The organism is Streptomyces panaciradicis, from assembly GCF_023516615.1.
In the GTDB taxonomy this organism is placed as follows: domain Bacteria; phylum Actinomycetota; class Actinomycetes; order Streptomycetales; family Streptomycetaceae; genus Streptomyces; species Streptomyces panaciradicis.
The window spans coordinates 1-26,373 of record NZ_JAMGBF010000087.1 but is presented as its reverse complement, the minus strand read 5'-3'; the positions used below and the strand labels follow the sequence as shown (position 1 = coordinate 26,373).

The following is a 26,373-nucleotide window of genomic DNA, read 5'->3' as shown; positions in this document are numbered from 1 at the left end:
TTGCACAGACGGGCACTGTCACTCTCATGTGTGACAGCGAGCACACCTTCTTGGTAAAGACCGCATCAAATAGTTTGTGATACGGTTCACGAGAACCCAGGACAGAGCCGAAGGACCGCAGTGCGACGGTCCATTGGCCGTGAGTTCCCCTCTCACCCCGGGACTACGCTCGTCCATGACGACACCCTGCCCCCCCTGCGAAAGCGGAGTTGCCGCCATGCCGTCCAACGACGTCCGGAACCTACTGCCGATCGCTGTGCCCACAGCGGCCGCCGGCGTGGTCGCCGTCGCCGTCAGCGCTGCGGTCGCCGGCGGCAAGGGCGCGATCGGGGCGGCTGTCGGTGTCGTACTGGCGATGCTGTTCATGGGCCTCGGTCTCTACGTCCTTCAGTGGACGGCAAAAACGCTCCCGCAGTTGTTCCAGGCCATGGGGCTGATGCTCTACGTCGCCCAACTCCTGCTGCTCATGATCTTCGTGGCCGTCTTCAAGGGCACGTCTCTCTTCAACGGCAAGGCGTTCGCGCTCTCCCTGGTGATCGCGACCGTCGTGTGGATGGCCACGCAGGCCCGTGCACACATGAAGTCCAAGATCTTCTACGTCGATCCGGACTCCGAGAAGAGCGACAGGCCCGAGAAGACAGGGTCGTCGTCGTGAGAGGTAGGGGCGGGATAAGGGCGTGCGAGATCTCCTGCTATCGTCCGGTGCCAACTGCGGCATCGCGGGCGCGGGCATCTGAGCTGACGCCTGTTCGATCGCGAGGCTCGAAGCCCCCCAGCCGCTCTCACATCCGTAACACCAGTCCGGTGCCGACCCGCGGCCGTGCGCCGCGCCGACACAACGAGGTTGCCGAACCCATGCGTCACGCCGAAGGAGCCCGCGGTGAGTGCTGACCCGACCCAGCTCGCCTTTGAGTGGGATTGCCGCATCCTGTCCGACAACGGCTGTGGCTTCCCGGCTCCGGGCCTGCACTCGTTCCTCTTCAAGCCGATCGTCACCGTCGGCGGGTTCGAGTTCAACAAGGTGATGCTGCTCGCGCTCATCACCACCCTGATCGTCACCGTCTTCTTCTCGGCCGCCTTCGGCAAGGCCAAGGTCGTCCCGGGCAAGCTGCAGATGGTCGGCGAGGCGGGCTACGACTTCGTCCGCCGGGGCATCGTCTACGAGACGCTGGGCAAGCGCGAGGGCGAGAAGTACGTCCCGCTCATGGTCTCGCTGTTCTTCTTCATCTGGATCATGAACGTCTGGTCCGTGATCCCGCTGGCGCAGTTCCCGGTGTCGTCGATCATCGCCTTCCCGGCGGTGCTCGCCGCGATCGTCTACATCACCTGGCTGTCGCTGACCTTCAAGAAGCACGGTTTCGTCGGCGGCTTCAAGAACCTCACCGGCTACGACAAGTCGCTCGGCGCGGTCCTCCCGCTCGTCGTGATCATCGAGTTCTTCTCGAACGTGCTGGTCCGCCCGTTCACGCACGCGGTCCGACTCTTCGCCAACATGTTCGCCGGCCACCTGCTCCTCGCGATGTTCACCGTCGCCAGCTGGTACCTGCTGAACAGCTACATGATCCCGGCGGCGGGCGTCTCGTTCGTCATGACGGTGATCATGATCCTCTTCGAGCTCTTCGTCCAGGCCGTTCAGGCGTACGTCTTCGTCCTCCTGGCCTGCTCCTACGTTCAGGGCGCTCTCGCCGAGCACCACTGAGCACCGTCCGCCCCACCCCCACCAGTCGTCCGGTGGCCAACCCCCACCGGTCCGTAAAAGAGAAGGAAGAAACGGCATGTCCGCTGCCATCGACCTCGCCGCCGGCGTCTCGGGTTCCCTCGGTTCCATCGGTTACGGCCTCGCGGCCATCGGCCCCGGCATCGGTATCGGCATCATCTTCGGTAACGGCACCCAGGCCCTCGCCCGTCAGCCCGAGGCGGCCGGTCTGATCCGCGCCAACCAGATCCTGGGCTTCGCGTTCTGTGAGGCGCTCGCCCTCATCGGCATCGTTATGCCGTTCGTGTTCGGTCAGTAAGACCTACTGACCCGACACGTATCGACGAAAGGCACTGATGTGATCGCCAACCTGGTTCAGCTGGCGGCCGAGGAGAAGCAGAACCCCCTCGTCCCGCCCGGCCCCGAACTGCTCGTCGGCACCATCGCCTTCGCCATCGTGTTCTTCTTCTTCTGGAAGAAGCTGCTCCCGAACATCAACAAGGTTCTGGAGGAGCGCCGCGAGGCGATCGAGGGTGGCATCGAGAAGGCCGAGGCCGCTCAGGTCGAGGCCCAGAGCGTTCTCGAGCAGTACAAGGCCCAGCTCGCCGAGGCCCGGCACGAGGCCGCGCGTCTGCGCCAGGAGGCGCAGGAGCAGGGTGCCGCGCTCATCGCCGAGATGCGCGCCGAGGGCCAGCGGCAGCGCGAGGAGATCGTCGCCGCGGGTCACGCGCAGATCGAGGCCGACCGCAAGGCCGCCGCGTCCGCGCTGCGGCAGGACGTCGGTCACCTCGCGACCGAGCTGGCCGGCAAGCTCGTCGGCGAGTCCCTCGAGGACCACGCCCGGCAGAGCCGTGTCATCGACCGCTTCCTCGACGAGCTCGAGGAGAAGGCCGAGGCCACCCGATGAACGGAGCGAGCCGCGAGGCACTGGCCGCCGCACGCGAGCGTCTCGACGCGCTGACGGACTCCACGTCCGCCGACGCGGCGAAGCTCGCCGACGAGCTGGCCGCCGTCACCGCGCTGCTCGACCGCGAGGTCAGCTTGCGTCGGGTCCTGACCGACCCGGCGCAGGCCGGTGAGGCCAAGGCCGCGCTCGCCGAGCGTCTGCTCGGCGGCCAGGTCGGCGGCCAGGCCGTGGACCTGGTGTCCGGCATGGTGCGTTCCCGCTGGTCGCAGTCGCGCGACCTGGTGGACGCGCTGGAGGAGCTGGCGAACACCGCCGACCTCACCGCCGCGCAGAAGCGGGGCGCGCTCGACGACGTCGAGGACGAGCTGTTCCGGTTCGGCCGGATCGTCTCCTCCAGCACCGAGCTGCGTGCCGCGCTGACCGACCGCGCCGCCACCGGCTCGGCCAAGGTCGAGCTGCTGCACCGGCTGCTGGACCGCCGGACCGTCCCGACGACCGAGCGTCTGGTGACGCGCCTTGTGACCGCGCCGCGGGGACGTAGCCTGGAGTCGGGACTGGAGTCCCTGTCCAAGCTCGCCGCCGAGCGCCGGGAGCGCCTGGTCGCCGTCGTCACCTCGGCGGTGCCGCTGAGCGACGGGCAGAAGCAGCGCCTGGGCGCCGCCCTGGCCAAGCTCTACGGCCGCCAGATGCACCTGAACATCGACGTGGACCCCGAGGTCCTCGGCGGGATCCGGGTGCAGGTCGGCGACGAGGTCATCAACGGCTCGATCGCGGACCGCATCGAGGACGCCGGCCGCCGACTGGCGAGCTAGCAGCAACTCAATACGACGTAGTAAGACGGCCCGAGTTGGGCCGTGCAGAGGATTCCTGGGGGTCGCCCCCAGACCCCCAAGTTGAAACTTCGGGCCCAACAAGGAGAGCAGGGAACCCAGATGGCGGAGCTCACGATCCGGCCGGAGGAGATCCGGGACGCGCTGGAGAACTTCGTCCAGTCGTACAAGCCGGACGCGGCCTCGCGCGAGGAGGTCGGTACGGTCACCCTTGCCGGCGACGGCATCGCGAAGGTCGAGGGCCTGCCCTCGGCCATGGCCAACGAACTGCTGAAGTTCGAGGACGGCACCCTCGGTCTCGCCCTCAACCTCGAGGAGCGCGAGATCGGCTGCGTCGTCCTCGGTGAGTTCAGCGGCATCGAGGAGGGTCAGCCGGTCACCCGTACCGGCGAGGTGCTCTCCGTGGCCGTCGGCGAGGGCTACCTCGGCCGCGTCGTCGACCCGCTCGGCAACCCGATCGACGGCCTCGGCGAGATCGAGACCAGCGGTCGTCGTGCCCTCGAGCTGCAGGCCCCCACGGTCATGCAGCGCAAGTCGGTGCACGAGCCGATGGAGACCGGCTACAAGGCCGTCGACGCGATGACCCCGGTCGGCCGCGGCCAGCGCCAGCTGATCATCGGTGACCGCCAGACCGGCAAGACCGCCCTGGCCGTCGACACGATCATCAACCAGCGTGACAACTGGCGCACCGGCGACCCGAAGAAGCAGGTCCGCTGCATCTACGTCGCCATCGGCCAGAAGGGCTCCACCATCGCGTCGGTCCGCCGCGCGCTGGAGGAGAACGGCGCGCTGGAGTACACGACCATCGTCGCCGCCCCCGCGTCCGACCCGGCCGGCTTCAAGTACCTGGCGCCGTACACCGGTTCGGCCATCGGTCAGCAGTGGATGTACGAGGGCAAGCACGTCCTCATCATCTTCGACGACCTGTCGAAGCAGGCCGACGCCTACCGCGCCGTGTCGCTGCTGCTGCGCCGCCCGCCGGGCCGCGAGGCCTACCCGGGTGACGTCTTCTACCTGCACTCCCGTCTGCTGGAGCGCTGCGCGAAGCTCTCCGACGACATGGGCGCCGGCTCGATGACCGGTCTGCCGATCGTCGAGACCAAGGCCAACGACGTCTCGGCGTTCATCCCGACCAACGTCATCTCCATCACCGACGGCCAGTGCTTCCTGGAGTCGGACCTGTTCAACGCCGGTCAGCGCCCCGCGCTGAACGTCGGTATCTCCGTCTCCCGAGTCGGTGGTTCCGCGCAGCACAAGGCGATGAAGCAGGTCTCCGGCCGTCTGCGCGTCGACCTCGCCCAGTTCCGTGAGCTGGAGGCCTTCGCCGCCTTCGGTTCCGACCTGGACGCCGCGTCGAAGGCTCAGCTGGAGCGCGGCCAGCGCATGGTCGAGCTGCTGAAGCAGGCCCAGTACCAGCCGATGTCGACCGAGGACCAGGTCGTCTCGGTGTGGGCCGGCACCACCGGCAAGATGGACGACGTCCCGGTGGCCGACATCCGCCGCTTCGAGCGCGAGCTCCTCGAGTACCTGCACCGCAAGGAGCAGGGCCTCATGACCTCCATCAAGGAGGGCGGCAAGATGTCGGACGACACCCTCACCGCCGTCGCCGACGCGATCGCCGAGTTCAAGAAGCAGTTCGAGACCTCGGACGGAAAGCTTCTCGGCGAGGACGCTCCGGCCGCCGCCAAGTGACGTAAGGAAGGGACCTGACTCATGGGAGCCCAGCTCCGGGTCTACAAGCGTCGCATCCGATCCGTCACCGCGACCAAGAAGATCACCAAGGCGATGGAGATGATCGCCGCCTCGCGCGTCGTCAAGGCGCAGCGCAAGGTGGCGGCCTCCACGCCGTACGCGCGGGAACTGACGCGCGCGGTCACGGCGGTCGGTACCGGCTCGAACACCAAGCACCCGCTGACCACGCAGGCCGAGACGGTCACGCGGTCCGCGGTGCTGCTCCTGACGAGCGACCGCGGCCTCGCCGGTGCCTTCAACTCCAACGCCATCAAGAAGGCGGAGCAGCTCACCGAGCGGCTGGAGCGCGAGGGCCAGGAGGTCGTGACCTACATCGTCGGCCGCCGTGGTGTCGCCCACTACAACTTCCGTGAGCGCACGGTCGCGGAGTCGTGGACGGGCTTCACCGACGAGCCCACGTACGCGGACGCCAAGAAGGTCGCGGCTCCGCTGATCGAGGCCATCGAGAAGGAGACGGCCGAGGGCGGCGTGGACGAGCTCCACATCGTCTTCACCGAGTTCGTCTCGATGATGACGCAGACGGCCCTCGACGACCGTCTGCTGCCGCTCAGCCTCGAAGAGGTCGCCAAGGAGGCCGCGCCCAAGGGCGAGATCCTCCCTCTGTACGACTTCGAGCCCTCGGCGGAGGACGTCCTCGACGCCCTGCTGCCGCGCTACGTGGAGAGCCGTATCTACAACGCGCTCCTCCAGTCGGCCGCTTCCAAGCACGCCGCCACCCGGCGCGCGATGAAGTCGGCGACCGACAACGCGGGTGAGCTCATCGAGACGCTCTCCCGGCTTGCCAACGCGGCCCGCCAGGCCGAAATCACCCAGGAAATCAGCGAGATCGTCGGTGGCGCCAGCGCCCTGGCCGACGCGACCGCGGGGAGTGACCGCTAATGACCACCACTGTTGAGACCGCGACGGCCACGGGCCGCGTCGCCCGGGTCATCGGCCCGGTCGTCGACGTGGAGTTCCCCGTCGACGCGATGCCGGAGATCTACAACGCGCTGCACGTCGAGGTGGCCGACCCGGCCAACGCCGGCGAGAAGAAGATCCTGACCCTGGAGGTCGCCCAGCACCTGGGTGACGGCCTGGTCCGCACGATCTCCATGCAGCCCACCGACGGTCTGGTCCGCCAGGCCGCGGTGACCGACACGGGCACGGGCATCACCGTCCCGGTCGGCGACTTCACCAAGGGCAAGGTGTTCAACACCCTCGGTGAGGTGCTGAACGTCGACGAGTCCTACGACGGCGAGCGCTGGTCCATCCACCGCAAGGCGCCGAACTTCGACGAGCTCGAGTCGAAGACCGAGATGTTCGAGACCGGCGTCAAGGTCATCGACCTGCTGACCCCGTACGTCAAGGGCGGCAAGATCGGTCTGTTCGGCGGTGCCGGCGTCGGCAAGACGGTGCTCATCCAGGAGATGATCTACCGCGTCGCCAACAACCACGACGGTGTCTCCGTGTTCGCCGGTGTCGGTGAGCGCACCCGTGAGGGCAACGACCTCATCGAGGAGATGTCGGACTCGGGCGTCATCGACAAGACCGCGCTGGTCTTCGGTCAGATGGACGAGCCCCCGGGCACCCGTCTGCGCGTGGCCCTCGCGGGTCTGACCATGGCGGAGTACTTCCGCGATGTGCAGAAGCAGGACGTGCTGTTCTTCATCGACAACATCTTCCGCTTCACCCAGGCCGGTTCCGAGGTGTCGACCCTGCTCGGCCGTATGCCCTCCGCGGTGGGTTACCAGCCGAACCTGGCCGACGAGATGGGTCTCCTCCAGGAGCGCATCACCTCGACCCGTGGTCACTCGATCACCTCGATGCAGGCGATCTACGTCCCCGCGGACGACCTGACCGACCCGGCCCCGGCCACCACCTTCGCCCACCTCGACGCGACGACGGTTCTCTCCCGTCCGATCTCCGAGAAGGGCATCTACCCGGCCGTGGACCCGCTGGACTCCACGTCCCGCATCCTGGACCCCCGCTACATCGCGCAGGACCACTACGACGCCGCCATGCGCGTCAAGACGATCCTGCAGAAGTACAAGGACCTCCAGGACATCATCGCGATCCTCGGTATCGACGAGCTCGGCGAGGAGGACAAGCTCGTCGTCCACCGTGCCCGTCGCGTGGAGCGCTTCCTGTCCCAGAACACCCACGTCGCCAAGCAGTTCACCGGCGTCGACGGGTCGGACGTCCCGCTGGACGAGTCGATCGCGGCCTTCAACGCGATCTGCGACGGCGAGTACGACCACTTCCCGGAGCAGGCGTTCTTCATGTGCGGTGGCCTCGAGGACCTCAAGGCCAACGCCAAGGAGCTCGGCGTCTCCTGAACTCCCTGAGTTCGACTGAGGGGGCGGGTGCGTCCCGCCCCCTCTTTCACGCCTACTAGACTTGTAACCAACACCCGGCCGAACCGCCGGGTGGTGACCCGAGGAGCCACCTTGGCTGCTGAGCTGCACGTCGCGCTGGTCGCGGCCGACCGAGAGGTCTGGTCCGGCGAGGCCACCCTGGTCGTCGCGCGCACCACGTCCGGCGACATCGGCGTCATGCCCGGTCACCAGCCGCTGCTCGGTGTGCTGGAGTCGGGCCCGGTGACCATCCGTACGAGTGATGGTGGGACGGTCGTCGCCGCGGTGCACGGCGGTTTCATCTCGTTCGCCGACGACAAGCTGTCGCTGCTGGCCGAGATCGCCGAGCTGTCGGACGAGATCGACGTCCAGCGCGTGGAACGCGAGCTGGAGCGGGCGAAGGCGGAGGGCGACGCCGCCGCCGAGCGCCGCGCGGATGTACGACTGCGTGCGGCGGCCACGCGCTGAGGCCGCGCGGAGTCGCATGACGTCACTCAGCCGCGGTCGGCACCGGAGCAATCCGGCGCCGACCGCGGCTGAGGCAGATATGGATGTTTTTTCCGTTCCGTTACCTGTATTCGGTACCTAGGAGACGAGGAGGTCGGTGTCGATGGTCCTCGCTCTGACTGTGTGCGGAATCGTCGTGGCACTCGTGGTGCTGGCGCTGTTCGTCTTCGGTCTCCGCCGCAGACTCATCCAGCGCTCCGGGGGCACCTTCGATTGTTCCCTGCGCTGGGACGTCCCCGAGAAGGCCGACACCAGCGGAAAAGGCTGGAGCTACGGCGTCGCCCGCTACAACGGCGACCGCATCGAGTGGTACCGCGTCTTCTCCTACGCCTACCGGCCGCGCCGCGTCCTGGAGCGCGCCGCGATCGAGGTGGCCGGCCGCCGCCTCCCCGAGGGAGAGGAGGAGCTGGCCCTCCTCTCCGACGCCGTCGTCCTGACCTGCCTGCACCGCGGCACGCGCCTCGAACTCGCCATGAGCGAGGACGCGTTGACCGGTTTCCTCGCGTGGCTGGAGGCGGCGCCTCCCGGTCAGCGTGTCAACGTGGCCTGACACACCGGGTTCGGTACGTCCGCCTGCGAGGTGACCACGGACCGCGTCTCGTGGCCGAACGTCACCGTTATGTTGACCGGCGAGGCGGCCAGCAGAGCCGCGGCCGCGGCCCCGGCGAACCCCCCGTAGGACACCGCCCGGGAGGCGGTGGGCCGTGCGTTTCCATGCGACTTGCGGGACCTGCGTTTCATTCTTCCCCCATGAATACGTTCTTCCGCTTATTGCCTGAGATAAAGGATGTGCCCGGTCAGGGGTCCCTCGCACCTGCCGACCTTCCCGCCCAAGGGGCCGGATGACCCCACGCCGCGCACGCCTGGGGCGCGCGGCATGTGCCGCGCGCCCCAGGTGGTGGATTCAGGCCGTCAGCTCATTCCGCTGCTGATGGCGCTCACCAGCTCTCCGTTGCTCGTGTCGCCGCTGAACTCCCAGAAGAACGCGCCGCCGAGTCCCTGGGACTTGGCCCAGCTCATCTTTCCGGCGATGGTCGACGGGGTGTCGTAGGACCACCAGTTGCTGCCGCAGTGCGCGTAGGCCGTGCCCGCGACCGTGCCGGTTGCCGGGCAGGACGTCTTGAGGACCTTGTAGTCCTCGATGCCCTGCTCGTAGGTGCCGGCCGCCGGGCCCGTGGCGGTGCCGCCGGGTGCGTCCTGGGTCACGCCCGTCCAGCCGCGGCCGTAGAAGCCGATGCCGATGAGCAGCTTCTTCGCGGGGACGCCGATCGCCTTGAACTTGGCCATCGCGTCGGCCGTGGTGAAGCCGGCCTTCGGGATGCCGGAGTACGAGGTGAGCGGGGAGTGCGGGGCGGTGGGGCCCTTCGCGTCCCAGGCGCCGAAGAAGTCGTACGTCATCACGTTGTACCAGTCGACGTACTGCGCGGCGCCCGCGTAGTCGGCGGCCTCGATCTTGCCGCCGGCCGAGCCGTCGGCCGTGGTGGCCGCCGTGACCAGGTTGTTCGAGCCGAACTTGGCGCGCAGCGCGGCCATCACGTTCTTGAAGGCCGCCGCCCCGCTGGTGTCGCAGCTCAGGCCGCAGGCGTTCGGGTACTCCCAGTCGATGTCGATGCCGTCGAAGACGTCGGCCCAGCGCGGGTCCTCGACCAGGTTGTAGCAGGACTGCGCGAATGCCGCCGGGTTGGCCGCGGCCTGGGCGAAGCCACCGGACCAGGTCCAGCCGCCGAAGGACCACAGCACCTTGATGTTCGGGTACTTGGCCTTCAGCTCGCGCAGCTGGTTGAAGTTGCCGCGCAGCGGCTGGTCCCAGGTGTCGGCGACGCCGCTGACCGACTGGTCGGCGGTGAACGCCTTGTCGTAGTCGGCGTAGGAGTCGCCGATCGCGCACTGGCCGTTGGTGACGTTGCCGAAGGCGTAGTTGATGTGCGTGATCTTCGCCGCCGAGCCGGACGTCACCAGGTTCTTGACGTTGTAGTTGCGGCCGTAGATGCCCCACTCGGTGAAGTAGCCGAGCTTGACCTTGTCGCCGGTGGTCGGCGGCGGGTCGGTGGTGCCGCCGGTGGTGTGCACCGCGACCGCGCCGCTGACGGGACCGGTCTGGTCGGCGGTGTCACGGGCCTGGACGGTGTAGGAGTAGTCGGTGCCGGCGGTGAGGCCGCTGTCCGTCCAGCTCGTGCCGGTGACGGTCGAGACGACCTTGCCGTCGCGCAGGACGTCGTAGTTCTTGACGCCCTTGTCGTCGGTGGCGGCGCTCCAGGACAGCTTCACCGAGGTGTCGGTGACGGAGGAGGCGGTGGGCGTGCCCGGCGCGGACGGAGCCGCGTCGCCGGGGACCGTGGTGCCGTCGCAACTGTCGCCGTTCAGCTTGCAGTTGGACGGCGAGCCGGAGCCCGCGCCGTTGAAGCCGAAGGAGACCGAGGCGCCGGGGGCCAGGGTGCCGTTGTACGACTTGTTCTTGGCGGTCCAGTGGGTGCCGGAGTTCGTGACGTCCGCGTCCCACGCGGAGGTGACGGACGTGCCGGAGGGGAAGTCCCACTCGACGGTCCAGGAACTGATGCTGCTGGAGCCGGTGTTCTTGATGGTCCACTGACCGCCGAAGCCGGTTCCCCAGTCCTGGGTCTTGGTGTACGTGGCGGTCGCGTTCGTCGCGGCCTGGGCGGGGCTCGCGAGGCCGACCAGTCCGGCCAGGGGGAGCAACAGGGTCGCGAACCCTGCCGCGGCTCTGTGTCTGAAGCGCATGCTGCGCCTCCCTCTTCGTCAAGGGGGTGGGGGCGCGACTGAGCCTTCACGCCCACGGTGTCGCGAGAATAGAAAGGTCTGGACCACGGGTCAATAGGTCTGGACCACTTGACTTCGGGGCCCGCTCAGACACCCAACTCCTGCGCGAGCACCGCCGCTTGCACCCGGCTGCGCAGCTCCAGCTTGCCCAGCAGGCGGCTGACGTGCGTCTTCACCGTCGCCTCGGCCATGTCGAGCCGCTCGGCGATACCCGCGTTGGACAGACCCTCGCCCAGACAGGACAGCACCTCCCGCTCGCGCCGGGTGAGGGCGTCGAGGACCGCCGGGTCCCTCGGCTCCCGTACCGGCCCGGCGGCGAACTCGGCGATCAGGCGGCGGGTGACGGCCGGCGCGATCAGGCCCTCGCCGCGGGCGACCGTGCGCACCGCCTCCAGCAGGTCCTGCGCGTCGGTGTTCTTCAGCAGGAACCCGGCCGCCCCCGCGCGCAGCGCCCCGAACACGTACTCGTCCAGATCGAAGGTGGTCAGCACCAGCACGTCGGCGAGCCGCTCCCCGGTGATGCGCCGGGTCGCCGACACCCCGTCCAGCAACGGCATCTGAACATCCATCAGCACCACGTCCGGCCGCACCTGGCGGGCCAGCGCCACCGCCTGCTCCCCGTCCGCCGCCTCGCCGGCCACCTCGATGTCGGGGGCGCTGCGCAGGATCAGGACGAGCCCGGCGCGCACGGCGGCCTGGTCCTCGGCGACCAGCACTCGGATCACGGTCGGTCTCCTTCGGCGTCTCGGTGTGCCCCGGCGGCGCGGTCCGCCGTGGCGGGGCGGTGCGCTTCGGCGCCCCGGTCCGGCTCGGTGAGCGGCAGCGTGGCGCGCACGGTCCACAGCGTGCCCTCGACTCCCGCCGTGAACGTGCCGCCGAGCAGCGCGGCCCGTTCCCGCATGCCGACCAGCCCGGCCCCGGAACCGGGCGCGCGCGGCCCGTCCCGGTCGCCGTACGGGCTGCTCACCCGCACGTCGAGCACCCCGTCCCGCCGGGCCAGCCGCACGGTCACGCGACCGGGGCAGGCGTGCTTGAGGGCGTTGGTCAAGGACTCCTGGACGATGCGGTACGCGGCCAGTTCCACGGGCGCGGGGACCGGACCGTGCCCGGCGTCGAGGGTGACGTCCAGGCCGTTGGCGCGGGCGCCGTCGACCAGCGCGGGCAGGCCGTCCAGGGTCGGGACCGCGCTGGGCGCGCCCGGCCCGTCGCGCAGGATGCCGATCAGCCGGCGCATCTCGGCAAGCCCCTCGACGCTGTTCTCCCGGATGACGGCGAGGGCCTCCCGGGAGGTCCCGGGATCGTCGATGGACAGCGCGGCCGTCGAGTGGATGGCGATGGCGGACAGGTGGTTGGCCACCATGTCGTGCAACTCCCGCGCCATCCGCGCCCGTTCCGCGATGACCGCCTGACTGCGGTCCATCTCGGCGAGCAGCGCGGTCTGTTCGGCGCGCAGCCGGGCCGCCTCGGCCGCGTCCCGGTGGTCGCGCACGATCCAGCCGGTCGAGGCCGGCGCGTACGCCACGACCCCGACGACCACACCGATCAGCAGCGCCTGCGGGACCCGCCACACCGCGAACGGCACCAGCGTCGCGGCCACCGTGAGCAGCCCGGTGATCCACTGGATGCGGCGGGCCGAGGCGAGCGGTCCGTACAGCACGGCCGCGTAGAGGACGTCGGTGAACATCAGGACCGTGGCCAGGTTCCCCTGGGTCACGACGTCCGCGCAGACCGCGGCCGTCCCGGTCAGCAGGGCTGCGCGGGGTGCCGTGCGGCGCAGCAGCTCGCAGCCGGCCATGACGACGAGCGGCGGCAGGATCGGCCAGGGCCCGTCGAACAGGGCGATCGGGTCGTCGGCGGGCCGGGTGACCAGACCGACGGCCACCAGGAGCAGACCGCCGAGCAGCCCGCCGACGGCGACGAACACGTCGAAGCGGTGCGGGCGGGGGAGCGGCATGACTCCATCCAACACGGTGGCGGCGACCCGCGCCTGATGCCGCGGGAGGGTCCTGGACTGCATCTTTCGATGTACGGCGGGTTCGTCACCGCCGACGACGAGAACGGCCGGGGGCGCCGCCAGCCTGGAGGGGTGACCGAGAGGAGCGTGCCGTGGTCGTCGCGTTGATCATCGCCTGCGAGGTGGCCTTCTGGGTGCTGCTGGCCCTGGGCCTCGCCGTCCGCTATCTGCTGGGGTGGCGCCGCACCGGCGTGGTGATCCTGCTGTGCGAGCCCGTGCTGGAGCTGGTCCTGTTCGCGGTGACGGCGGTCGACCTCGAAAACGGCGCCGAACCGGGGTGGGAACACGGCCTGGCCGCCCTCTACCTCGGCTGGACCGTCGCCTACGGCCACCTGACGATCCGCCTGCTCGACGGCCACGCCGCCCACCGTCTCGCGGGCGGCCCGCGCCCGCCGAAGCCCCCGCGGTACGGCCTGGCCCGCGCCCGCCACGAGGGCGGCCTGTGGCTGCGCACCCTGCTGGCGGCCGCGGTCGCCTGCGCCCTGCTGCAGGCCGCGATCTGGTACGTCGGCGACGGGGACACCTCGTCCCTGCGGTCCTGCCAGCTGCTGGCGCTGCGGGCCCTGGGCGTCCACGGGCTGATCGCCCTCACCTACCTGGTCCGGCCCAAGAAGCGCCCGGCGACCGCTGCCGCCCGCCCCACCGAGGACCGTACGCTGACCGGGCGGTGAGCGAGGAGGGGTGCATGAGCGAGGCGGAACGTTCCGGGGCCGTCCTGGTCGTGGACGACGACGCGGCCATCCGCCGGTCGCTGGAGCGCGGCCTGCGGCTGAGCGGCTTCGCGGTGCGCACGGCCGGCAGCGGGCCCGACGCGCTGGCCGCCGTCCGGGACGCCCCGCCGGACGTGCTCGTCCTGGACGTGTCGATGCCCGGCATGAGCGGCATCGAGGTCTGCGAGCGGCTCCGCGGCGACGGCCAGGACCTGCCCGTCCTCATGCTCTCCGCGCTGGACGAGACCGCCGACCGCATCGCCGGTCTCCAGGCGGGCGGCGACGACTACCTGGTCAAGCCGTTCGCCTTGCAGGAACTGGTGCTGCGGCTGCGGGCCCTGCTGCGCCGCCGCCCGCCCGCCGGCGAGGTGCTGCGGGTGGCGGGCCTGGTCATCGACCCCGCCGCCCGCACCGCCGAGCGCGACGGCCGCCCGCTGGAACTGACCCGGCGGGAGTTCGAACTGCTTCAGGTGCTCGCCCGCAACGCCGGGATCGTGCTCACCCGCGACCAGTTGCTCGACCGGGTGTGGGGCTACGACTTCGACGTGCGCACCGACGCCGTCGACACGTTCGTCAGCTATCTGCGGCGCAAGCTGGAGGCGGACGGCCGGCCCCGGCTCGTGCACACCGTGCGCGGCGTGGGCTTCGTCCTGAGGCGGGAGCCGTGAGGCTCTCCACCCGGATCGGGCTCGCCGTCGGCGTCACCGTGCCGCTGCTCGTCCTGGCCTCCGGCTGGCTGCTGCTCCGGCTCGTCGGCCACGACCTGCACAGCGCCGAGGACGACCACCTCCGCACCCGGGCCGCCGCCCTGACCGCCGACGCCCGCGCCCTGCTGCGGGCCAGCGCCGCCGACCGCCCCAAGGCCGCCGACACCCGTGAACGCCGCCTCTTCAGCGCGGCCCTCGACGTCGGCGTCCGCGTCGTCGGCCCGGACGCAGGCTTCAGCGGCGGCCCCCAGCCGGACGCCTCCGTCCCGCTGCCCGCGCACGCGGTCACCCCGGTCACCGTCCGCGACGGCGGCACCAGCTGGCGTGCCCTGTCGAGGACGATCACCACCGCGCGCGGCTCCGGCACCCTCTGGGTCTTCTCGCCCAACGCCGCCGACCAGGCCCAACTCCGGCTGGTCAGGCGCCGGGTGGCGGTGACCACGCTGACCGCCGTGCCGCTGTCCGGCCTGCTCGCCTTCGCCGTGGCCACCGGCGCCACCGGCCCGCTGCGCCGGCTCGGCCGCCGTACCGCGGGACTCGACCCGCGCACCAGCAGCACCCGGCTGCCCGACGAGCCCAGCGGGGTCACCGAGGTCGACGAACTGGCGGCCACCCTGCGCACGGTCCTCGCCCGCTACGACGAGCAGGCCGCCCGCACCGCCGAGGCCCTGGACACCGCCCGCTCCTTCTCCTCCGCCGCCGCCCACGAACTGCGCACCCCGCTGATGAGCATGGGCACCAACCTCGACATCCTCGCCGCCCACCCCGACCTCCCCGACCCGGACCGCACGGAGGTCCTGGCCGACCTGCGCGCCGAGCACGCCCGGCTGCTGAACCTGCTGGTGATGCTGCGCGAACTGGGCCGCGGCGACCTGGTGGAGGCGGAGGCCCTGGGCAGCGTGGACGTGTCGGAGACGGCGGACGCGGCGGTCGCGGAGGCCCGGCGGCGCGCGCCGGACGCCCGGATCACGCTGCGGGCCGAGCCCGGTGCGACGGTGCCCGGCTGGGAGCCCGGTCTGCGGCTGCTCCTGGACAACCTGCTGGCCAACGCCCTCACGCACGGCAGGGACGGCGACGGCCGGGCCACGGTGACAGTCGGGGTGCGGCGCACGGGCGGGCAGGTCGTCGTCACCGTCGACGACGCCGGGCCCGGGGTGCCCGCCGACGCCCGCGCCCGGATCTTCGCGCGCTTCGCACGCGGGCCCGCGAGCAACGGCTCCGGCCTCGGCCTGACCCTGGTGGCCCAGCAGGCGGCCCTGCACCGGGGGAGCGTCACCGTCACCGACGGCCCGTCCGGGACGGGTGCCCGCTTCGAGGTGCGGCTGCCGTCGACCGGCGGCCCGCTGCCCGCGCGCCGCGACTGGCTGATCGACACAGCCGGGACGAACCGGTCACAGAGTTTCCCCAAAGACGCTTCCTAGCCTCCCTCGCGAGCGGACGGACGCAGGGGGCCGTCCGCGGGAAACGGAGGAAGAGATGAACGTACGACGACCCCGGCGCGCCCTCCTGGTGGGCGCGGCCGTGGCGGCGGTCCTGGCCGGCACCACCGGAGCGGCCGTCGCCGAGAGCGGCCCGTCACCGGCTGCGGCCCCGACGGGCGACGGCGCGCAGGCGCTGTGCAAGCGGGCGCCGAAGATCGACCACCGTATCGACCGCGCCCTCGCCCGGCTGAACGCGGGCGCGGACAAGCGCGGCTCCATCGCCCGCCTGCAGCAGCGCGTGGACAACGCCAAGGCCGCCGGGCACACCGAGATCGCCACGTATCTCCAGGACCGGCTGACCTTCCGCAAGTCCCTGCTGACCACCCTGGGGCAGCGGCAGAAGGACCTGGCCGACGTCCGGACCTGGTGCAAGGACCACCACGAGGGCGCGAGCTGATGCGAGCGGGACTCGGGGCCGCCGCGGTCGTCCTGCTCGCCGGGCTCACCACGGCTTGCGCCCACGACGGCGGTCCGGCGGCCACGCCGGACAAGACCGCCGCCACGCCGTCCGGCTACTCGGAGATGCAGAAGAAGGTGGCCGACGCCGAGTCCGCGCTCGCCAAGTCGGACGAGGACGCGGCCCGGGACGGCAACTGAGAGGAAGGGCGCCGGGCGGGGGGCCTCAGCGCTCCCCGCCCGGCACCCACAGCACGTCCCCGACGTCCTTGTTGGCCGTGCGGGCCAGGATGAACAGCAGGTCCGACAGGCGGTTCAGGTAGGTCGCGGTGAGCGGGTTCATCGCCTCGCCGTGCACCTCCAGCGCCGCCCACGTCGAGCGCTCGGCCCGCCGTACGACCGTGCAGGCCTGGTGCAGCAGGGCCGCGCCCGGGGTGCCGCCCGGCAGGATGAAGGAGCGCAGCTTCTCCAGCCGCTCGTTGAAGCGGTCGCAGTCCGCCTCCAGCTTGTCGACGTAGAACTGCTCGACCCTCAGCGGCGGGTACTGGGGGTTCTCCACGACCGGCGTCGACAGGTCCGCGCCCACGTCGAACAGGTCGTTCTGCACGCGGGTGAGGACCTCGACGACCTCCTCGTCGAGACCGCCCAGCGCGATCGCCGTCCCGATCACCGCGTTCGCCTCGTTGGCGTCGGCGTACGCGGAGATCCTGAGGTCGGTCTTGGCGACCCGGCTCATGTCGCCGAGGGCGGTCGTGCCCTGGTCGCCGGTCCTGGTGTAGATACGTGTCAGATTGACCATGCGGCCAGCGTAATTACGCCCCGGCCGTACGGAAGACGCGTGTGCCCACTGTCACGGCGAGCAGGGCGAATCCGAGGGCGACGAGGACGCCGTACGCCATGTGCCATGTCACATACGACCCGACGTACGCGTCCCGCACCACGTCCACCGGATAGCGGAACGGCACGAAGTGGGACAGCACAGCAGCGCGAGCCGGTTGACCGGGGTCACCCGCATCCGTTCCACCAAGCCCCGGCCGTTCTCCATGATGATCGTGAATCCGGCGAACGCGGCCCCGAACAGGCCCAGTTGGAGCAGCAGCCCGGGGACGAGGGGTAGCGGCCGTAGATCAGGCCGGTGTCGTGGAGCAGCATCTCTTCCGGATTCCTGTACGGCTACGGGGGCGGGGTCGGCCTCGGCCGGGCCCCGGCCGGTGATGGCGAGGACGGTGTTCTGCAGGCTGGCGTCGATGGAGCCGGCGTGGCGCAGCTTCAGGGCGCTCGGCGTGCCCTGGGCGGCGACCACGCCCCGGTCGACGACGACCAGGCGGTCGGCGAGGGCGTCCGCCTCGTCCGGGTAGTGGGTCGTCAGGAACACCGTGGTGCCGTGCTCGTCGCGCAGCCGGCGCACCAGGTCCCACAGGTCGGCGCGGTCGGCGGGGTTCAGGCCGGTCGTGGGTTCGTCGATTCCCCGCCAAGGAAGACCTCTTCTTCGACCGCTCCGGCGACGTGGGCGATCGCTTGGCCCGGTGGGTGCGCGGGCGGCGCGACGGGGAGTCGGCCGCCGACGCCGTCCTGCGGGAACCGCGCGAGGAGGCCGAGGCGGTCTCGCCGCGGCTCGGCCTGATGCCGGGCTGCGCTCCCGGCTGTGGGCCATCGGCCAGGAGGACCAGGACAACCTGGAGGCGGCGCTGCGCGAGGAGGCGGGCGCGGCCGACGACGACCCGCTGCCCCACCTGATCGCCGGTCAGCTGGGCCGGGCGCACAGTGCCGTCATGGCGGTCATTCGGCGCGAGATGGTCAAGGGGCGCGATCCACGCGAAGTGTCACGAGAGGTGCTGGGCCTCCTCGACGACATCGAGGAGCCGTTGGGCGAGAAGGCGCTCAACTACGCCGTCCGTGGCGTCGTATGACCCCTGCCGGTGTGATGTCCGTCAGATGAGACGTGACGCGCATTACTTACCGGACACACGGCACCTCACGAACGCTAAGGTCCGCCGAAGAGACATACATCGACATGGTGCAAGGCGTTTCAAAGGGGAGTCGCAAACGTGGCACGGAAGCTTGCCGTCATCGGCGCCGGCCTGATGGGTTCCGGTATCGCCCAGGTCTCGGCCCAGGCCGGCTGGGACGTCGTCCTGCGGGACGTCACGGACGAGGCCCTCCGGCGCGGCACCGACGGCATCAAGGCCTCGTACGACAAGTTCGTGAGCAAGGGGAAGATGGAGGCGCACGACGCCGACGCCGCCCTCGCCCGCATCACCGCGACCACCGATCTGGACGCGGCCGCCGACGCCGACATCGTCGTCGAGGCCGTGTTCGAGAAGCTGGAGGTCAAGCACGAGATCTTCCGCACGCTCGACAAGATCGTGCGCGAGGACACCGTGCTGGCGTCCAACACCTCCGCGATCCCGATCACCAAGATCGCGGCGGCCACCGAGCACCCCGAGCGGGTCGTCGGCGTCCACTTCTTCTCGCCGGTGCCGATGATGCAGCTCGTCGAACTGGTCCGCGGCTACAAGACCAGCGACGAAACCCTCGCCACCGCGCGGGAGTTCGCCGAGTCCGTCGGCAAGACCTGCATCGTCGTCAACCGCGACGTGGCCGGCTTCGTCACCACCCGGCTCATCTCCGCCCTCGTCGTGGAGGCCACCAAGCTCTACGAGTCGGGCGTCGCCACCGCCGAGGACATCGACCTCGCCTGCAAGCTGGGCTTCGGCCACGCGATGGGCCCGCTGGCGACGGCGGACCTGACCGGCGTCGACATCCTGCTGCACGCCACCAGCAACATCTACACCGAGTCGCAGGACGAGAAGTTCGCGCCGCCGGAGCTGATGCGCCGGATGGTTGACGCCGGTGACATCGGGCGCAAGAGCGGGCAGGGCTTCTACACGTACTGACCACATCGGTACGTCCAGCCACTGAAACCGCACAAACCCCGGGAGCATCACTCGCGGGGGTGAATTCGGTATCGGTTCGCTCACAGACGGCAACCTCGTCGCCGCTGGAGCAGTCAGACGATGCACAGCCACCGTCACGGAGTACGACCACGCACTCACGGGGAGCGCTTATGTTCATCAGGGGCGACCACGCCGAGCTGGTCGTCGGGGGCCGCCTCGACGTGCGCAGCGCGGCGGACGCCCGCACGGTCCTGCACTCCGCCGTCGACGACGGAGTCGGCGACCTCGTGCTCGACCTGTCCGAACTGGACTCCTGGGACGCCACCGGACTCGGGGTGATCATGGGCGTCCACCGGCGGGCCGGCCGCTGCGGCCGGCGCCTGGTGCTGCGCGACGTACCGCCGCAGATGCAGCGCCTGCTGGTGGCCACCCGGCTGCACCGGATCCTGGCGATCGAGGGGGGCATCGGGGCGGAGTCGCTGCCCCGCGTGTGACATCTGGCACGCGTGGGGCGCACGGGGCCGGACATTCCGGCCGGGAGACGCAGGTCAGCGCGATCCACACGACACTGTGACGTCTCGGGCGGCGCCGTACCCCGGGCTGTCGTAGATACTGAGCGAAGGTTTAGGGTTCGGCTGCCCGCCGCCAGCGAAACCCTCGAGCGGGCACCGAGCCAGAAGCGACAGCGGAGTGTGCGACAAGGCCGGGAGGGGCTGTATCGGCACACGATCGCTTTTGGGGGGCTTGACCTATGGACCCGAACAACCGGGGACCCGAGGGCTACGGCCATGACGGCGACACCGGCGCGTCGCGCCAGCGCCCGCCCAGGGACCCCCTCACACCCGACTTCGGACAGCACACGCCCGCGCTCGCCCGCACGGTGCAACTCGTCACGGGCGACCACCTGCTCACCGTCAATCCCGTCGACGGCAGCGAGATAGAGCCCTGTCCGCCCGGCGAGCGACCGGCCCGGCCCGGGAAGCTCACCGCTGCCGAGCGCGCCGAGGCGGCCCGCGCCGCCCGGGCACCCGTCCCGCCGGGACCGGCCCCGGCCGCCCTGCCGCTCCTGGAACGCCAGGACGAGCGCGAGACGCTGGTCCGCCTGCTCGCCCGCGGCCGCTCCGTACGCCTCACCGGACCCGCCGGCTCCGGCCGCACCGCCCTGCTCGACCTGGTCGCGGAGGACTGCGCGGACCTCGCCCCCGACGGCGTCGTCCGCCTCAACGGCTTCCACCGCAGCGCCGGGGAACTGCTCCACGACCTCTTCTACGCCGTCTACGCCGCGCCCCTGTACCGCCCGGAGCGGGAGGAACTGCTCGCCCTCGTCCGGGAGATCGGCGCGGTCGTCGTCCTGGACGACATCGAGTTCGGCGGCGCCGCCCTCGACGAGCTGCTCGACGCCACGCCCGAGTGCGCCTTCGTGATCGGCGCCACGCCCGACGTGCCCGCGCCCTCCGCCGACTCCGCCGTCGAGGAGGTCGTCCTCGGCGGCCTGGAACGGGCGGGCGGCGTCGACATCATCGAGCGCGTCGCCGGCCGGGCGCTCACCGAGGAGGAGGCCAACTGGGCCGGCGACCTCTGGTTCGAGTCCGAGGGCCTGCCGCTGCGGTTCGTCCAGGCCGGCGCCCTGCTGCGCCAGCGGGACCAGCAGCGGGCCGGGGTCGGCGCCGTCGACGAGTTCGGAGTCTTCGCCGACTCCCTGCCCGTGGACGCGCCCTTCGACGCCCCGTTCGACGCCGAGGACGACGCCGTACCGCTGCCCTCGCTCGGCGAGGCCGCCGCGCCCGCCCCGCTGCTCGCCGCCCGGCTGAGCCCGTCGGCCCGCGCGACCCTGCGCTTCGCGGTCGCCCTCGGCGGCGAGGTGCCCCACCAGGCCCACCTGCCGGCGCTCGTCGGCGACACCCACGCCGACGCCGCCCTCGGCGAACTGGCCTCCTGCGGGCTGGTCTCCCCGGTCGGCTCCCGCTACCGCCTCGCCGCCGGCGTGCTCCAGCAGTTGGAGGCCGCCGGCTACAACGACGACATCGAGGCCCGCGCCCGGACCGCCGCCCAGCACTACGCCTGGTGGGCCGGGCATCCGTCGGTCACCCCGGAGCGGGTGTGCGCCGAGGCCGACGCCCTGCTCGCCGCTCTCGGCGCCCTGGTGCCGGGCACCACCCCGCCCGCGGAGGGCGAGGAGGCCGTCACCGTCCAGCTGGCCCGCACGGCCGCGCCCGCCTTCGCCGCGGGGCTGGACTTCAGCGCCTGGGAACGCGCCCTGCGCTCCGGCGCCGAGGCGTCCCGGCTGGCGGAAGAGGTGTCCGAACAGGCCTACTTCCACCACGAGCTGGGCGTCCTCGCCCTCTGCGACGGACAGTTCGACCGGGCCCGCACCGAGCTGGAGACCTCCCTCGCTCTGCGCGGCGCCATATCCGACAAGCGCGGCACGGTCGCCGCCCGGCGCGCCCTCGCCCTGGTCGCCGACCGCACCGGCACGGCACCGGGTCTCGTCTCGGCGGCCGGCGAGGAGGTGCCGGACGCCCGCTACGAGGAGTCCCAGTCGCCGCCGGGCGGTGTCCCGGCGGTCCTCGCGGGTTTCCCGCCCGCGCGGCCCGCGGCCCCTTCCACGGGCGAGGGCGCGACGATCGTCGTCAACCGGTCGGCGTCGTCCGGGCACCCGCCCAAGGCCCACCGCGTGGGCATCCGCGGCCTCGCCCGCCGCAACCTGGTGGCGGCCGGCGCGGGCGCGCTGCTCGTCGCCGTGCTGGGCACGGTGGTGACGCTCGGCGCGACCTCCAACAACGACGCCAACAACCCCTCCGACAAGGTCGGGGTGAACCCGTCCGCCAGCCAGGGCGTCGACGACGGCTCCCTCGGCGCGGACAAGCCGAAGACCGACAAGGGCGGCGACACCGGCACGGCCACGAGCCGGCCGACCGATCCGGGCCCCGACGGCACCTACGGCACCTCGGACGACCCGACGCCGCCGTCCGACAACGGTGCCACCCCGTCGGCGAGGCCGAGCGGCACGAAGGGTTCCGGCGGCGGCGGTTCGTCGAGTTCGCCGTCGAAGTCGCCGTCCAAGCCGCCCACGTCGTCGTCCCCCTCGTCGCCGAAGCCGAGCACGTCGTCTTCGAGCCCGTCGACGTCACCGAGCACCCCGGCCTCGCCTTCGCCTTCAGCATCGTCGACGGCGGCGCCCCCCTCCACGTCCACGACGGCCAGCGGCCCGGCCTCCGGCGCCCCGGCGTCGTCGAGCGCCCCGGCGCAGACGACCGCTTCGGTCAGCGCGCCCGCGAGCGACGGCTCGGGCGGGGTGATCTGAGCCGGGCACACCGAAGGGGCCGCGTTCCCCGTGGAACGCGGCCCCTTCGCCGTACCGCCGTCGCTCAGAACAGCCGCAGCTTGTCGTCCTCGATGCCGCGCAGCGCGTCGTAGTCCAGCACCGCGCAGCCGATCCCGCGGTCGGTGGCCAGGACGCGGGCCTGCGGTTTGATCTCCTGTGCCGCGAAGATGCCGCGGACCGGGGCCAGATGCGGGTCGCGGTTCAACAGCTCCAGATAACGGGTGAGTTGCTCGACGCCGTCGATCTCGCCGCGTCGCTTGATCTCCACCGCCACGGTCTGCCCCTCGGCGTCCCGGCACAGGATGTCGACGGGCCCGATGGCGGTCATGTACTCGCGCCGGATGAGGGAGTAGCCCTCGCCGAGGGTCTCTATGCGGTCGGCGAGGAGCTCCTGAAGGTGTGCTTCCACGCCGTCCTTGATCAGGCCCGGGTCTACGCCGAGTTCGTGCGAGGAGTCGTGGAGGACCTCCTCCATCGTGATGATGAGTTTCTCGCCCGTTTTGTTGATGACGGTCCAGACGCCCTCGTCGTCGCCCGCGCCCTCCTTCAGCGTGCAGGGCGGGGACATCCAGTTCAGGGGCTTGTAGGCACGGTCGTCCGCGTGGATCGACACACTGCCGTCCGCCTTCACCAGGATCAGGCGGGGCGCGGAGGGGAGATGGGCGGTGAGCCGGCCCGCGTAGTCGACGGAGCATCGGGCGATGACGAGACGCATGGTCGGCAACGCTACTCGACGGGCAGGTGTCGACGCGATTCGCCCCAGAAGACGACTGACCGCCCCTGTTCGGTTGTGGCCGATTGTGTGCCTAAAGGGGACCCCCTATGTACGCAATCTCCTGGTGCCGTCACGGTCCGTTGCCTACCGTATAAACGGGAGGTCGCGAGGCGTGTACACAGCGTGTCGGTATCGCGAACTCCCTTATCTGTCCGGCAACCCCTGTCGATCACAGGGGTGCGAGAGGAGAACCCATGTCGCTCGACGTCTCACCGGCCCTACTCGAGAAGGCCGAGCGAGGCGAGGTCGACGAAGCAGAATTCGTCGACTGCGTCCGGACCTCCCTGCCCTACGCGTGGGAGATGATCAGCTCCCTGGTGGCCCAGCTGAAGGTCGACGGCGGACAGTTCGCCGACAACCAGACGCCTCCGCCGGACGAGCAGGCACGCGGTCAGCTGCTGCGTGCGCTCGCGAGTGACGCGATACGCGGCGCGCTCCAGCGGCACTTCGGTGTCCGGCTGGCTTTCCAGAACTGCCACCGGGTGGCGGTGTTCCCGTTGGACTCGTCCGTCGACGGGACGCTGGCGCGCTTCACCTCGGTCCGCAGTCAGCTGCTCAACCAGTCTCCGGAGTTCAGGGACTGCTGAGCGGCATGCCGCTCGCTTGCCGCTCCGTACGCGGGAGGTGCATCAAGTACCGGAGCGGCAAGCCCCCTGCCGGACCACGCGGTCAGCCGAGGTGGGGGAGGACCTCGGCGCCCAGCCGCCGTACGTTCTCCTCGGTGGCCGCGAGGTCTCCGGAGCCCTCGACCAGCAGGGCGAAGCGGGAGATGCCCGTCCGCTCGCTGGTCGCCGTGAGCCGGTCGACGCACAGCCGCGGGGTGCCCACCGGGTGCAGTCCGCAGAGCAGTTCGGTGTACGCGAGCGGGTCGCGCATCTGCCGGAGCCGGCCGTCCACCGTGACATGCGCGTCCAGCCCCTGCCGGAGCCAGCCCGGCATCGCCTTCGTCAGCGCCTCCACCGCGTCCGTGCGCCGGTCCGCGATCTGGCAGACGCCGGCCGAGACATGGCCGGCGCCCATGACGCGCTCCGGGGGGTGCCCGGCGTCGCGCGCCGACTGCCGCCACAGGGCGACCATTTCCGCCTTCTCCTCGTCGCCCACATGCATGCCGAGCAGCATCGGCAGCGCCCGCTCGGCGGCCAGCCGCACGCTCTTGGCGGACGTGCAGGCGACGACGACCTCGGGGCCGTCGGGACCCGACAGCGACTCCGACGGCCTGGGCACGACCGGGACCTCACGGAACCGGAACCGGTCCCCGGCCGCCCCGACGGACGGCTCGCGCAGCCAGCGCACCAGCAGATCGAGTGATTCAGGGAACCCCTCGTCGTAGGCGGCCAGACCCGAGCCGAACACCTCCAGGTCCACCCACGGTCCGCCGCGCCCCACGCCCAGCGAGAACCGCCCGCCGGAGGTGAGGTGCAGCAGCGCGGCCTGCTCGCCGAGGGCCACCGGGTGGGTGGTGGGCAGCACACTGACCGCCGTGCCCACCCGCAGCCGGCGGGTGCGGCCCAGCAGGAACCCCGCCAGGGTGATCGCCGACGGGCAGGTCCCGTACGGCACGAAGTGGTGTTCGGCCAGCCAGACCGAGTCCAGACCGGCCTCCTCGGCGACCTCCGCCGACCGGACCGCGCGGTGCAGCGCCTCCCCATGACCCTGTCCCGGGAACTGGGCGGACAACACGAAACTTCCAACGCGCATTGCTTTTCCTGCTTCCTTGGCTCCGACATGGAGCTCCCCCACCCGGCATAACCGTGTGACACGTGCTGGGGTCACGGCCTGGCGAAGAGATTTGCGGATTGTCTGCAGAACGGGCCGTCGCGGAGGGGCCCCGGGGGGTCGGTGCCCTCCGCGTACCCGGGTTCCGGGACCGTAGGCTGGACACGAACCGTGCTTCCTGTATAGCCCCGTGAGGTGTTCCGTGTCCCCGCGTCGCAACCGACCCAAGGGCTCCGATCCGTCGGGCTCGTCCGGCCGCAGCGCCGAGGACGACCGCCCCGGCCGCTACGGCGGCTGGCAGTCCACGGAGAGCTGGCAGGGCGAGGAGTGGAGCGTGCGGCACGTGGCGGGCGCGAGTGCGCAGGGCAAGACCTACCGCTGCCCCGGCTGCGACCAGATGATCGCCTCCGGGGTGCCGCACGTGGTGGCCTGGCCGGAGCACTCGGGCGTCGACGAGCGCCGGCACTGGCACAAGGCGTGCTGGAACGCGAAGGACCGCCGCACCACGCGGGTGCAGCGGTCCCGTAACGCGCCGAAGTTCTGACGGGGCTCCCGCCAGGCTCACACGTCCCGGCTGTTGAGCAGGGCGACCGCGCCGGCGAACGCGGCGGCCGTGACGCCGAGGGCGATCCACAGCGGGTCCCAGCCGCTCGGGCCGCCGGTGTCGCTGAGGGAGTTGGAGTAGAACACGGCCAGCTGGTTCGGGATCGAGTACTCGAACAGCGCCTGGCGCAGGTCCTCCAGCGCCTGGGAGAACATGAACAGCGCGATCACCAGCGGCGCCAGCACCAGGCCGATCATGATCGTGATGGCGCCCGCCGAGTGCCGGATGACCGAGCCGATGACGAGCGAGAGCAGTCCGAGCAGGGCGATGTAGAACGAGATGCCGAGGGTGCCCTTCAGCCATTCCTCGCCGGACGGGGTCCGGGCCGAGCTCAGCATGGCCACATCGGCGAGCGCGACGAGCAGCACCGACACGAACGTCACGGTGAACGCGACCGCGAAGAACACGATCGCCTTCGCCGCGAGCACGCGGGCGCGGGACGGGCACGCGGTCATCGTGGTGCGGATCATCCCGGTGCCGTACTCGGAGGCCGTGGTCAGCACGCCGAGCGTGATGATGCAGATGCTGCCCAGCAGCAGGCCGAAGACGCCGAAGGACAGCGGGTTCTCGCCCGACAGGCTGCCGTCCGACTCGTTGGCGCTCACCAGCGCGGCGACCAGCAGGCCGATGCCCACCACGAGCAGTACGAACACGCCGAGCGTCCACATGGTCGACCGGACCGACCTGATCTTCGTCCACTCCGAGGCGAGCGCGTGCCCGAGATGGGTGCGCACCACGGGGATCGGCGAGGTGTAGCCGGGATACGGCGAACCGGGCGCCGGCGCCTGCCAGTCGGGTGCGGCGGCCTGCGGCATCGGGGGCTGCGGGGTGCTCATCGGGCGTCCTCGGGCTTGGTCAGGTCGGCGGGGGCGGCGGAGGTGGCGGAACCTTCCGGCGCCGGCTGCGGGGGGCTCGGCGGCTGCGCCGGAGCGGCGGGCTGCGGGG

The 26,373-nt window shown here is 70.9% G+C and carries 27 protein-coding genes and 3 pseudogenes; 21 read left to right on the top strand and 9 right to left on the bottom strand.

Annotated elements, in window-relative coordinates; all coding sequences use genetic code 11:
- Nucleotides 1-217 precede the first annotated feature (217 nt).
- The 10 genes from M8J74_RS26870 to M8J74_RS26825 all read left to right on the top strand — a co-directional run bounded on the left by M8J74_RS26870 (nucleotide 218) and on the right by M8J74_RS26825 (nucleotide 8,575).
- Nucleotides 218-655, top strand: a complete 438-nt coding sequence (locus M8J74_RS26870) for a Cg1360 family ATP-synthase-associated protein (RefSeq protein WP_058923151.1) — start codon at nucleotides 218-220, stop codon at nucleotides 653-655.
- A gap of 225 nt (nucleotides 656-880) precedes the next feature.
- Nucleotides 881-1,699: a F0F1 ATP synthase subunit A gene (gene atpB / locus M8J74_RS26865; protein ID WP_503005391.1), complete on the top strand. Its 819-nt coding sequence runs from the start codon at nucleotides 881-883 to the stop codon at nucleotides 1,697-1,699.
- A gap of 76 nt (nucleotides 1,700-1,775) precedes the next feature.
- Nucleotides 1,776-2,015, top strand: coding sequence for an ATP synthase F0 subunit C (gene atpE, locus M8J74_RS26860; protein ID WP_046591560.1), 240 nt, complete (start codon nucleotides 1,776-1,778; stop codon nucleotides 2,013-2,015).
- Between the two features lie 39 nt (nucleotides 2,016-2,054).
- Entirely contained in the window at nucleotides 2,055-2,603 is a 549-nt protein-coding gene (locus M8J74_RS26855; RefSeq protein WP_058923150.1) for a F0F1 ATP synthase subunit B, read from the top strand.
- Complete coding sequence (locus M8J74_RS26850; protein ID WP_249838924.1) at nucleotides 2,600-3,415, top strand: F0F1 ATP synthase subunit delta; 816 nt, start codon at nucleotides 2,600-2,602, stop codon at nucleotides 3,413-3,415. The genes M8J74_RS26855 and M8J74_RS26850 overlap by 4 nt, the downstream gene beginning before the upstream one ends.
- A 120-nt stretch (nucleotides 3,416-3,535) precedes the next feature.
- On the top strand, nucleotides 3,536-5,125 hold the full coding sequence (gene atpA, locus M8J74_RS26845) for a F0F1 ATP synthase subunit alpha (protein ID WP_249838923.1): 1,590 nt from the start codon (nucleotides 3,536-3,538) through the stop codon (nucleotides 5,123-5,125).
- 21 nt (nucleotides 5,126-5,146) lie between these two features.
- Entirely contained in the window at nucleotides 5,147-6,064 is a 918-nt protein-coding gene (locus M8J74_RS26840; RefSeq protein WP_058923147.1) for a F0F1 ATP synthase subunit gamma, read from the top strand.
- On the top strand, nucleotides 6,064-7,500 hold the full coding sequence (gene atpD / locus M8J74_RS26835; protein WP_058923146.1) for a F0F1 ATP synthase subunit beta: 1,437 nt from the start codon (nucleotides 6,064-6,066) through the stop codon (nucleotides 7,498-7,500). Before M8J74_RS26840 ends, atpD begins: the two co-directional genes overlap by 1 nt.
- A 111-nt stretch (nucleotides 7,501-7,611) precedes the next feature.
- Nucleotides 7,612-7,986 carry a F0F1 ATP synthase subunit epsilon gene (locus tag M8J74_RS26830; RefSeq protein WP_058923145.1) on the top strand — a complete coding sequence of 125 codons (375 nt, stop codon included), beginning with the start codon at nucleotides 7,612-7,614 and terminating at the stop codon, nucleotides 7,984-7,986.
- A 142-nt stretch (nucleotides 7,987-8,128) separates the two neighbouring features.
- Entirely contained in the window at nucleotides 8,129-8,575 is a 447-nt protein-coding gene (locus M8J74_RS26825; RefSeq protein WP_249838922.1) for a DUF2550 domain-containing protein, read from the top strand.
- A 362-nt stretch (nucleotides 8,576-8,937) separates the two neighbouring features.
- Here the strand turns inward: M8J74_RS26825 and M8J74_RS26820 are convergent, their stop codons facing one another.
- The 3 genes from M8J74_RS26820 to M8J74_RS26810 form a co-directional block, all read right to left on the bottom strand.
- A complete protein-coding gene (locus M8J74_RS26820) occupies nucleotides 8,938-10,764 on the bottom strand; it encodes a glycoside hydrolase family 18 chitinase (protein WP_249838921.1) in 1,827 nt (608 codons plus the stop codon).
- Nucleotides 10,765-10,889: 125 nt separating this feature from the next.
- Nucleotides 10,890-11,528, bottom strand: a complete 639-nt coding sequence (locus M8J74_RS26815; protein ID WP_249838920.1) for a response regulator — start codon at nucleotides 11,526-11,528, stop codon at nucleotides 10,890-10,892.
- Entirely contained in the window at nucleotides 11,525-12,757 is a 1,233-nt protein-coding gene (locus M8J74_RS26810) for a sensor histidine kinase (protein ID WP_249838919.1), read from the bottom strand. The genes M8J74_RS26815 and M8J74_RS26810 overlap by 4 nt, the downstream gene beginning before the upstream one ends.
- Nucleotides 12,758-12,909: 152 nt before the next feature.
- Between M8J74_RS26810 and M8J74_RS26805 the strand changes: the two genes are divergently transcribed.
- The 5 genes from M8J74_RS26805 to M8J74_RS26785 are packed head-to-tail and all read left to right on the top strand — an operon-like array spanning nucleotide 12,910 to nucleotide 16,312.
- Entirely contained in the window at nucleotides 12,910-13,488 is a 579-nt protein-coding gene (locus M8J74_RS26805) for a hypothetical protein (RefSeq protein WP_249838918.1), read from the top strand.
- A gap of 14 nt (nucleotides 13,489-13,502) precedes the next feature.
- Nucleotides 13,503-14,195 carry a response regulator transcription factor gene (locus tag M8J74_RS26800; protein WP_249838917.1) on the top strand — a complete coding sequence of 231 codons (693 nt, stop codon included), beginning with the start codon at nucleotides 13,503-13,505 and terminating at the stop codon, nucleotides 14,193-14,195.
- Nucleotides 14,192-15,655 carry a sensor histidine kinase gene (locus tag M8J74_RS26795; RefSeq protein WP_249838916.1) on the top strand — a complete coding sequence of 488 codons (1,464 nt, stop codon included), beginning with the start codon at nucleotides 14,192-14,194 and terminating at the stop codon, nucleotides 15,653-15,655. The genes M8J74_RS26800 and M8J74_RS26795 overlap by 4 nt, the downstream gene beginning before the upstream one ends.
- A gap of 55 nt (nucleotides 15,656-15,710) precedes the next feature.
- Complete coding sequence (locus M8J74_RS26790; RefSeq protein ID WP_249838915.1) at nucleotides 15,711-16,112, top strand: hypothetical protein; 402 nt, start codon at nucleotides 15,711-15,713, stop codon at nucleotides 16,110-16,112.
- Nucleotides 16,112-16,312: a hypothetical protein gene (locus M8J74_RS26785; RefSeq protein ID WP_249838914.1), complete on the top strand. Its 201-nt coding sequence runs from the start codon at nucleotides 16,112-16,114 to the stop codon at nucleotides 16,310-16,312. Before M8J74_RS26790 ends, M8J74_RS26785 begins: the two co-directional genes overlap by 1 nt.
- A gap of 25 nt (nucleotides 16,313-16,337) precedes the next feature.
- Here M8J74_RS26785 and M8J74_RS26780 read toward each other — a convergent pair whose 3' ends face one another.
- The 3 genes and pseudogenes from M8J74_RS26780 to M8J74_RS26770 form a co-directional block, all read right to left on the bottom strand.
- Nucleotides 16,338-16,910, bottom strand: a complete 573-nt coding sequence (locus tag M8J74_RS26780; protein WP_249838913.1) for a cob(I)yrinic acid a,c-diamide adenosyltransferase — start codon at nucleotides 16,908-16,910, stop codon at nucleotides 16,338-16,340.
- A 13-nt stretch (nucleotides 16,911-16,923) separates the two neighbouring features.
- Nucleotides 16,924-17,222 (bottom strand): annotated as a pseudogene (locus tag M8J74_RS26775) (hypothetical protein); the annotation flags it as partial.
- A 57-nt stretch (nucleotides 17,223-17,279) separates the two neighbouring features.
- Nucleotides 17,280-17,576 (bottom strand): annotated as a pseudogene (locus M8J74_RS26770) (ABC transporter ATP-binding protein); the annotation flags it as partial.
- On the opposite strand from M8J74_RS26770, the pseudogene M8J74_RS26765 reads away from it, so the two are divergent.
- The 4 genes and pseudogenes from M8J74_RS26765 to M8J74_RS26750 form a co-directional block, all read left to right on the top strand.
- Nucleotides 17,576-18,021 (top strand): annotated as a pseudogene (locus M8J74_RS26765) (TetR/AcrR family transcriptional regulator); the annotation flags it as partial. The pseudogenes M8J74_RS26770 and M8J74_RS26765 sit on opposite strands and share 1 nt — an antisense overlap.
- A gap of 138 nt (nucleotides 18,022-18,159) precedes the next feature.
- Complete coding sequence (locus M8J74_RS26760; protein ID WP_249838912.1) at nucleotides 18,160-19,008, top strand: 3-hydroxyacyl-CoA dehydrogenase family protein; 849 nt, start codon at nucleotides 18,160-18,162, stop codon at nucleotides 19,006-19,008.
- Between the two features lie 170 nt (nucleotides 19,009-19,178).
- A complete protein-coding gene (locus M8J74_RS26755) occupies nucleotides 19,179-19,502 on the top strand; it encodes an STAS domain-containing protein (RefSeq protein WP_058923131.1) in 324 nt (107 codons plus the stop codon).
- Nucleotides 19,503-19,759: 257 nt separating this feature from the next.
- Entirely contained in the window at nucleotides 19,760-22,312 is a 2,553-nt protein-coding gene (locus M8J74_RS26750; protein ID WP_249838911.1) for an ATP-binding protein, read from the top strand.
- Between the two features lie 64 nt (nucleotides 22,313-22,376).
- Here the strand turns inward: M8J74_RS26750 and nucS are convergent, their stop codons facing one another.
- Nucleotides 22,377-23,048 carry an endonuclease NucS gene (gene nucS / locus M8J74_RS26745; RefSeq protein ID WP_249838910.1) on the bottom strand — a complete coding sequence of 224 codons (672 nt, stop codon included), beginning with the start codon at nucleotides 23,046-23,048 and terminating at the stop codon, nucleotides 22,377-22,379.
- A gap of 254 nt (nucleotides 23,049-23,302) precedes the next feature.
- Between nucS and M8J74_RS26740 the strand changes: the two genes are divergently transcribed.
- Nucleotides 23,303-23,695, top strand: a complete 393-nt coding sequence (locus M8J74_RS26740; protein ID WP_058923129.1) for an SCO5389 family protein — start codon at nucleotides 23,303-23,305, stop codon at nucleotides 23,693-23,695.
- 82 nt (nucleotides 23,696-23,777) lie between these two features.
- Here the strand turns inward: M8J74_RS26740 and M8J74_RS26735 are convergent, their stop codons facing one another.
- Nucleotides 23,778-24,806, bottom strand: a complete 1,029-nt coding sequence (locus tag M8J74_RS26735; RefSeq protein WP_249838909.1) for an LLM class flavin-dependent oxidoreductase — start codon at nucleotides 24,804-24,806, stop codon at nucleotides 23,778-23,780.
- 220 nt (nucleotides 24,807-25,026) lie between these two features.
- Here M8J74_RS26735 and M8J74_RS26730 point away from each other — a divergent pair, with 220 nt between their 5' ends.
- The gene (locus M8J74_RS26730; protein WP_058923127.1) at nucleotides 25,027-25,368 is read left to right on the top strand and encodes an Rv1322 family protein; all 342 of its coding nucleotides are present in this window, start codon (nucleotides 25,027-25,029) and stop codon (nucleotides 25,366-25,368) included.
- 17 nt (nucleotides 25,369-25,385) lie between these two features.
- Here M8J74_RS26730 and M8J74_RS26725 read toward each other — a convergent pair whose 3' ends face one another.
- Nucleotides 25,386-26,264 (bottom strand): ABC transporter permease, encoded by an 879-nt coding sequence (locus M8J74_RS26725; RefSeq protein ID WP_249838908.1) that lies wholly within the window; start codon nucleotides 26,262-26,264, stop codon nucleotides 25,386-25,388.
- Nucleotides 26,265-26,373 lie beyond the last annotated feature (109 nt).

What these genes read in the sequence shown, in the direction of transcription:
- M8J74_RS26870 (WP_058923151.1), top strand. Translation starts at nt 218, where the DNA reads ATGCCGTCCAACGACGTCCGGAACCTACTGCCGATCGCTGTGCCCACA.
- atpE (WP_046591560.1), top strand. Translation starts at nt 1,776, where the DNA reads ATGTCCGCTGCCATCGACCTCGCCGCCGGCGTCTCGGGTTCCCTCGGT.
- M8J74_RS26850 (WP_249838924.1), top strand. Translation starts at nt 2,600, where the DNA reads ATGAACGGAGCGAGCCGCGAGGCACTGGCCGCCGCACGCGAGCGTCTC.
- atpA (WP_249838923.1), top strand. Translation starts at nt 3,536, where the DNA reads ATGGCGGAGCTCACGATCCGGCCGGAGGAGATCCGGGACGCGCTGGAG.
- M8J74_RS26840 (WP_058923147.1), top strand. Translation starts at nt 5,147, where the DNA reads ATGGGAGCCCAGCTCCGGGTCTACAAGCGTCGCATCCGATCCGTCACC.
- atpD (WP_058923146.1), top strand. Translation starts at nt 6,064, where the DNA reads ATGACCACCACTGTTGAGACCGCGACGGCCACGGGCCGCGTCGCCCGG.
- M8J74_RS26825 (WP_249838922.1), top strand. Translation starts at nt 8,129, where the DNA reads ATGGTCCTCGCTCTGACTGTGTGCGGAATCGTCGTGGCACTCGTGGTG.
- M8J74_RS26820 (WP_249838921.1), bottom strand. Translation starts at nt 10,764, where the DNA reads ATGCGCTTCAGACACAGAGCCGCGGCAGGGTTCGCGACCCTGTTGCTC.
- M8J74_RS26810 (WP_249838919.1), bottom strand. Translation starts at nt 12,757, where the DNA reads ATGCCGCTCCCCCGCCCGCACCGCTTCGACGTGTTCGTCGCCGTCGGC.
- M8J74_RS26800 (WP_249838917.1), top strand. Translation starts at nt 13,503, where the DNA reads ATGAGCGAGGCGGAACGTTCCGGGGCCGTCCTGGTCGTGGACGACGAC.
- M8J74_RS26790 (WP_249838915.1), top strand. Translation starts at nt 15,711, where the DNA reads ATGAACGTACGACGACCCCGGCGCGCCCTCCTGGTGGGCGCGGCCGTG.
- M8J74_RS26785 (WP_249838914.1), top strand. Translation starts at nt 16,112, where the DNA reads ATGCGAGCGGGACTCGGGGCCGCCGCGGTCGTCCTGCTCGCCGGGCTC.
- M8J74_RS26780 (WP_249838913.1), bottom strand. Translation starts at nt 16,910, where the DNA reads ATGGTCAATCTGACACGTATCTACACCAGGACCGGCGACCAGGGCACG.
- M8J74_RS26755 (WP_058923131.1), top strand. Translation starts at nt 19,179, where the DNA reads ATGTTCATCAGGGGCGACCACGCCGAGCTGGTCGTCGGGGGCCGCCTC.
- M8J74_RS26750 (WP_249838911.1), top strand. Translation starts at nt 19,760, where the DNA reads ATGGACCCGAACAACCGGGGACCCGAGGGCTACGGCCATGACGGCGAC.
- nucS (WP_249838910.1), bottom strand. Translation starts at nt 23,048, where the DNA reads ATGCGTCTCGTCATCGCCCGATGCTCCGTCGACTACGCGGGCCGGCTC.
- M8J74_RS26740 (WP_058923129.1), top strand. Translation starts at nt 23,303, where the DNA reads ATGTCGCTCGACGTCTCACCGGCCCTACTCGAGAAGGCCGAGCGAGGC.
- M8J74_RS26735 (WP_249838909.1), bottom strand. Translation starts at nt 24,806, where the DNA reads ATGCGCGTTGGAAGTTTCGTGTTGTCCGCCCAGTTCCCGGGACAGGGT.
- M8J74_RS26725 (WP_249838908.1), bottom strand. Translation starts at nt 26,264, where the DNA reads ATGAGCACCCCGCAGCCCCCGATGCCGCAGGCCGCCGCACCCGACTGG.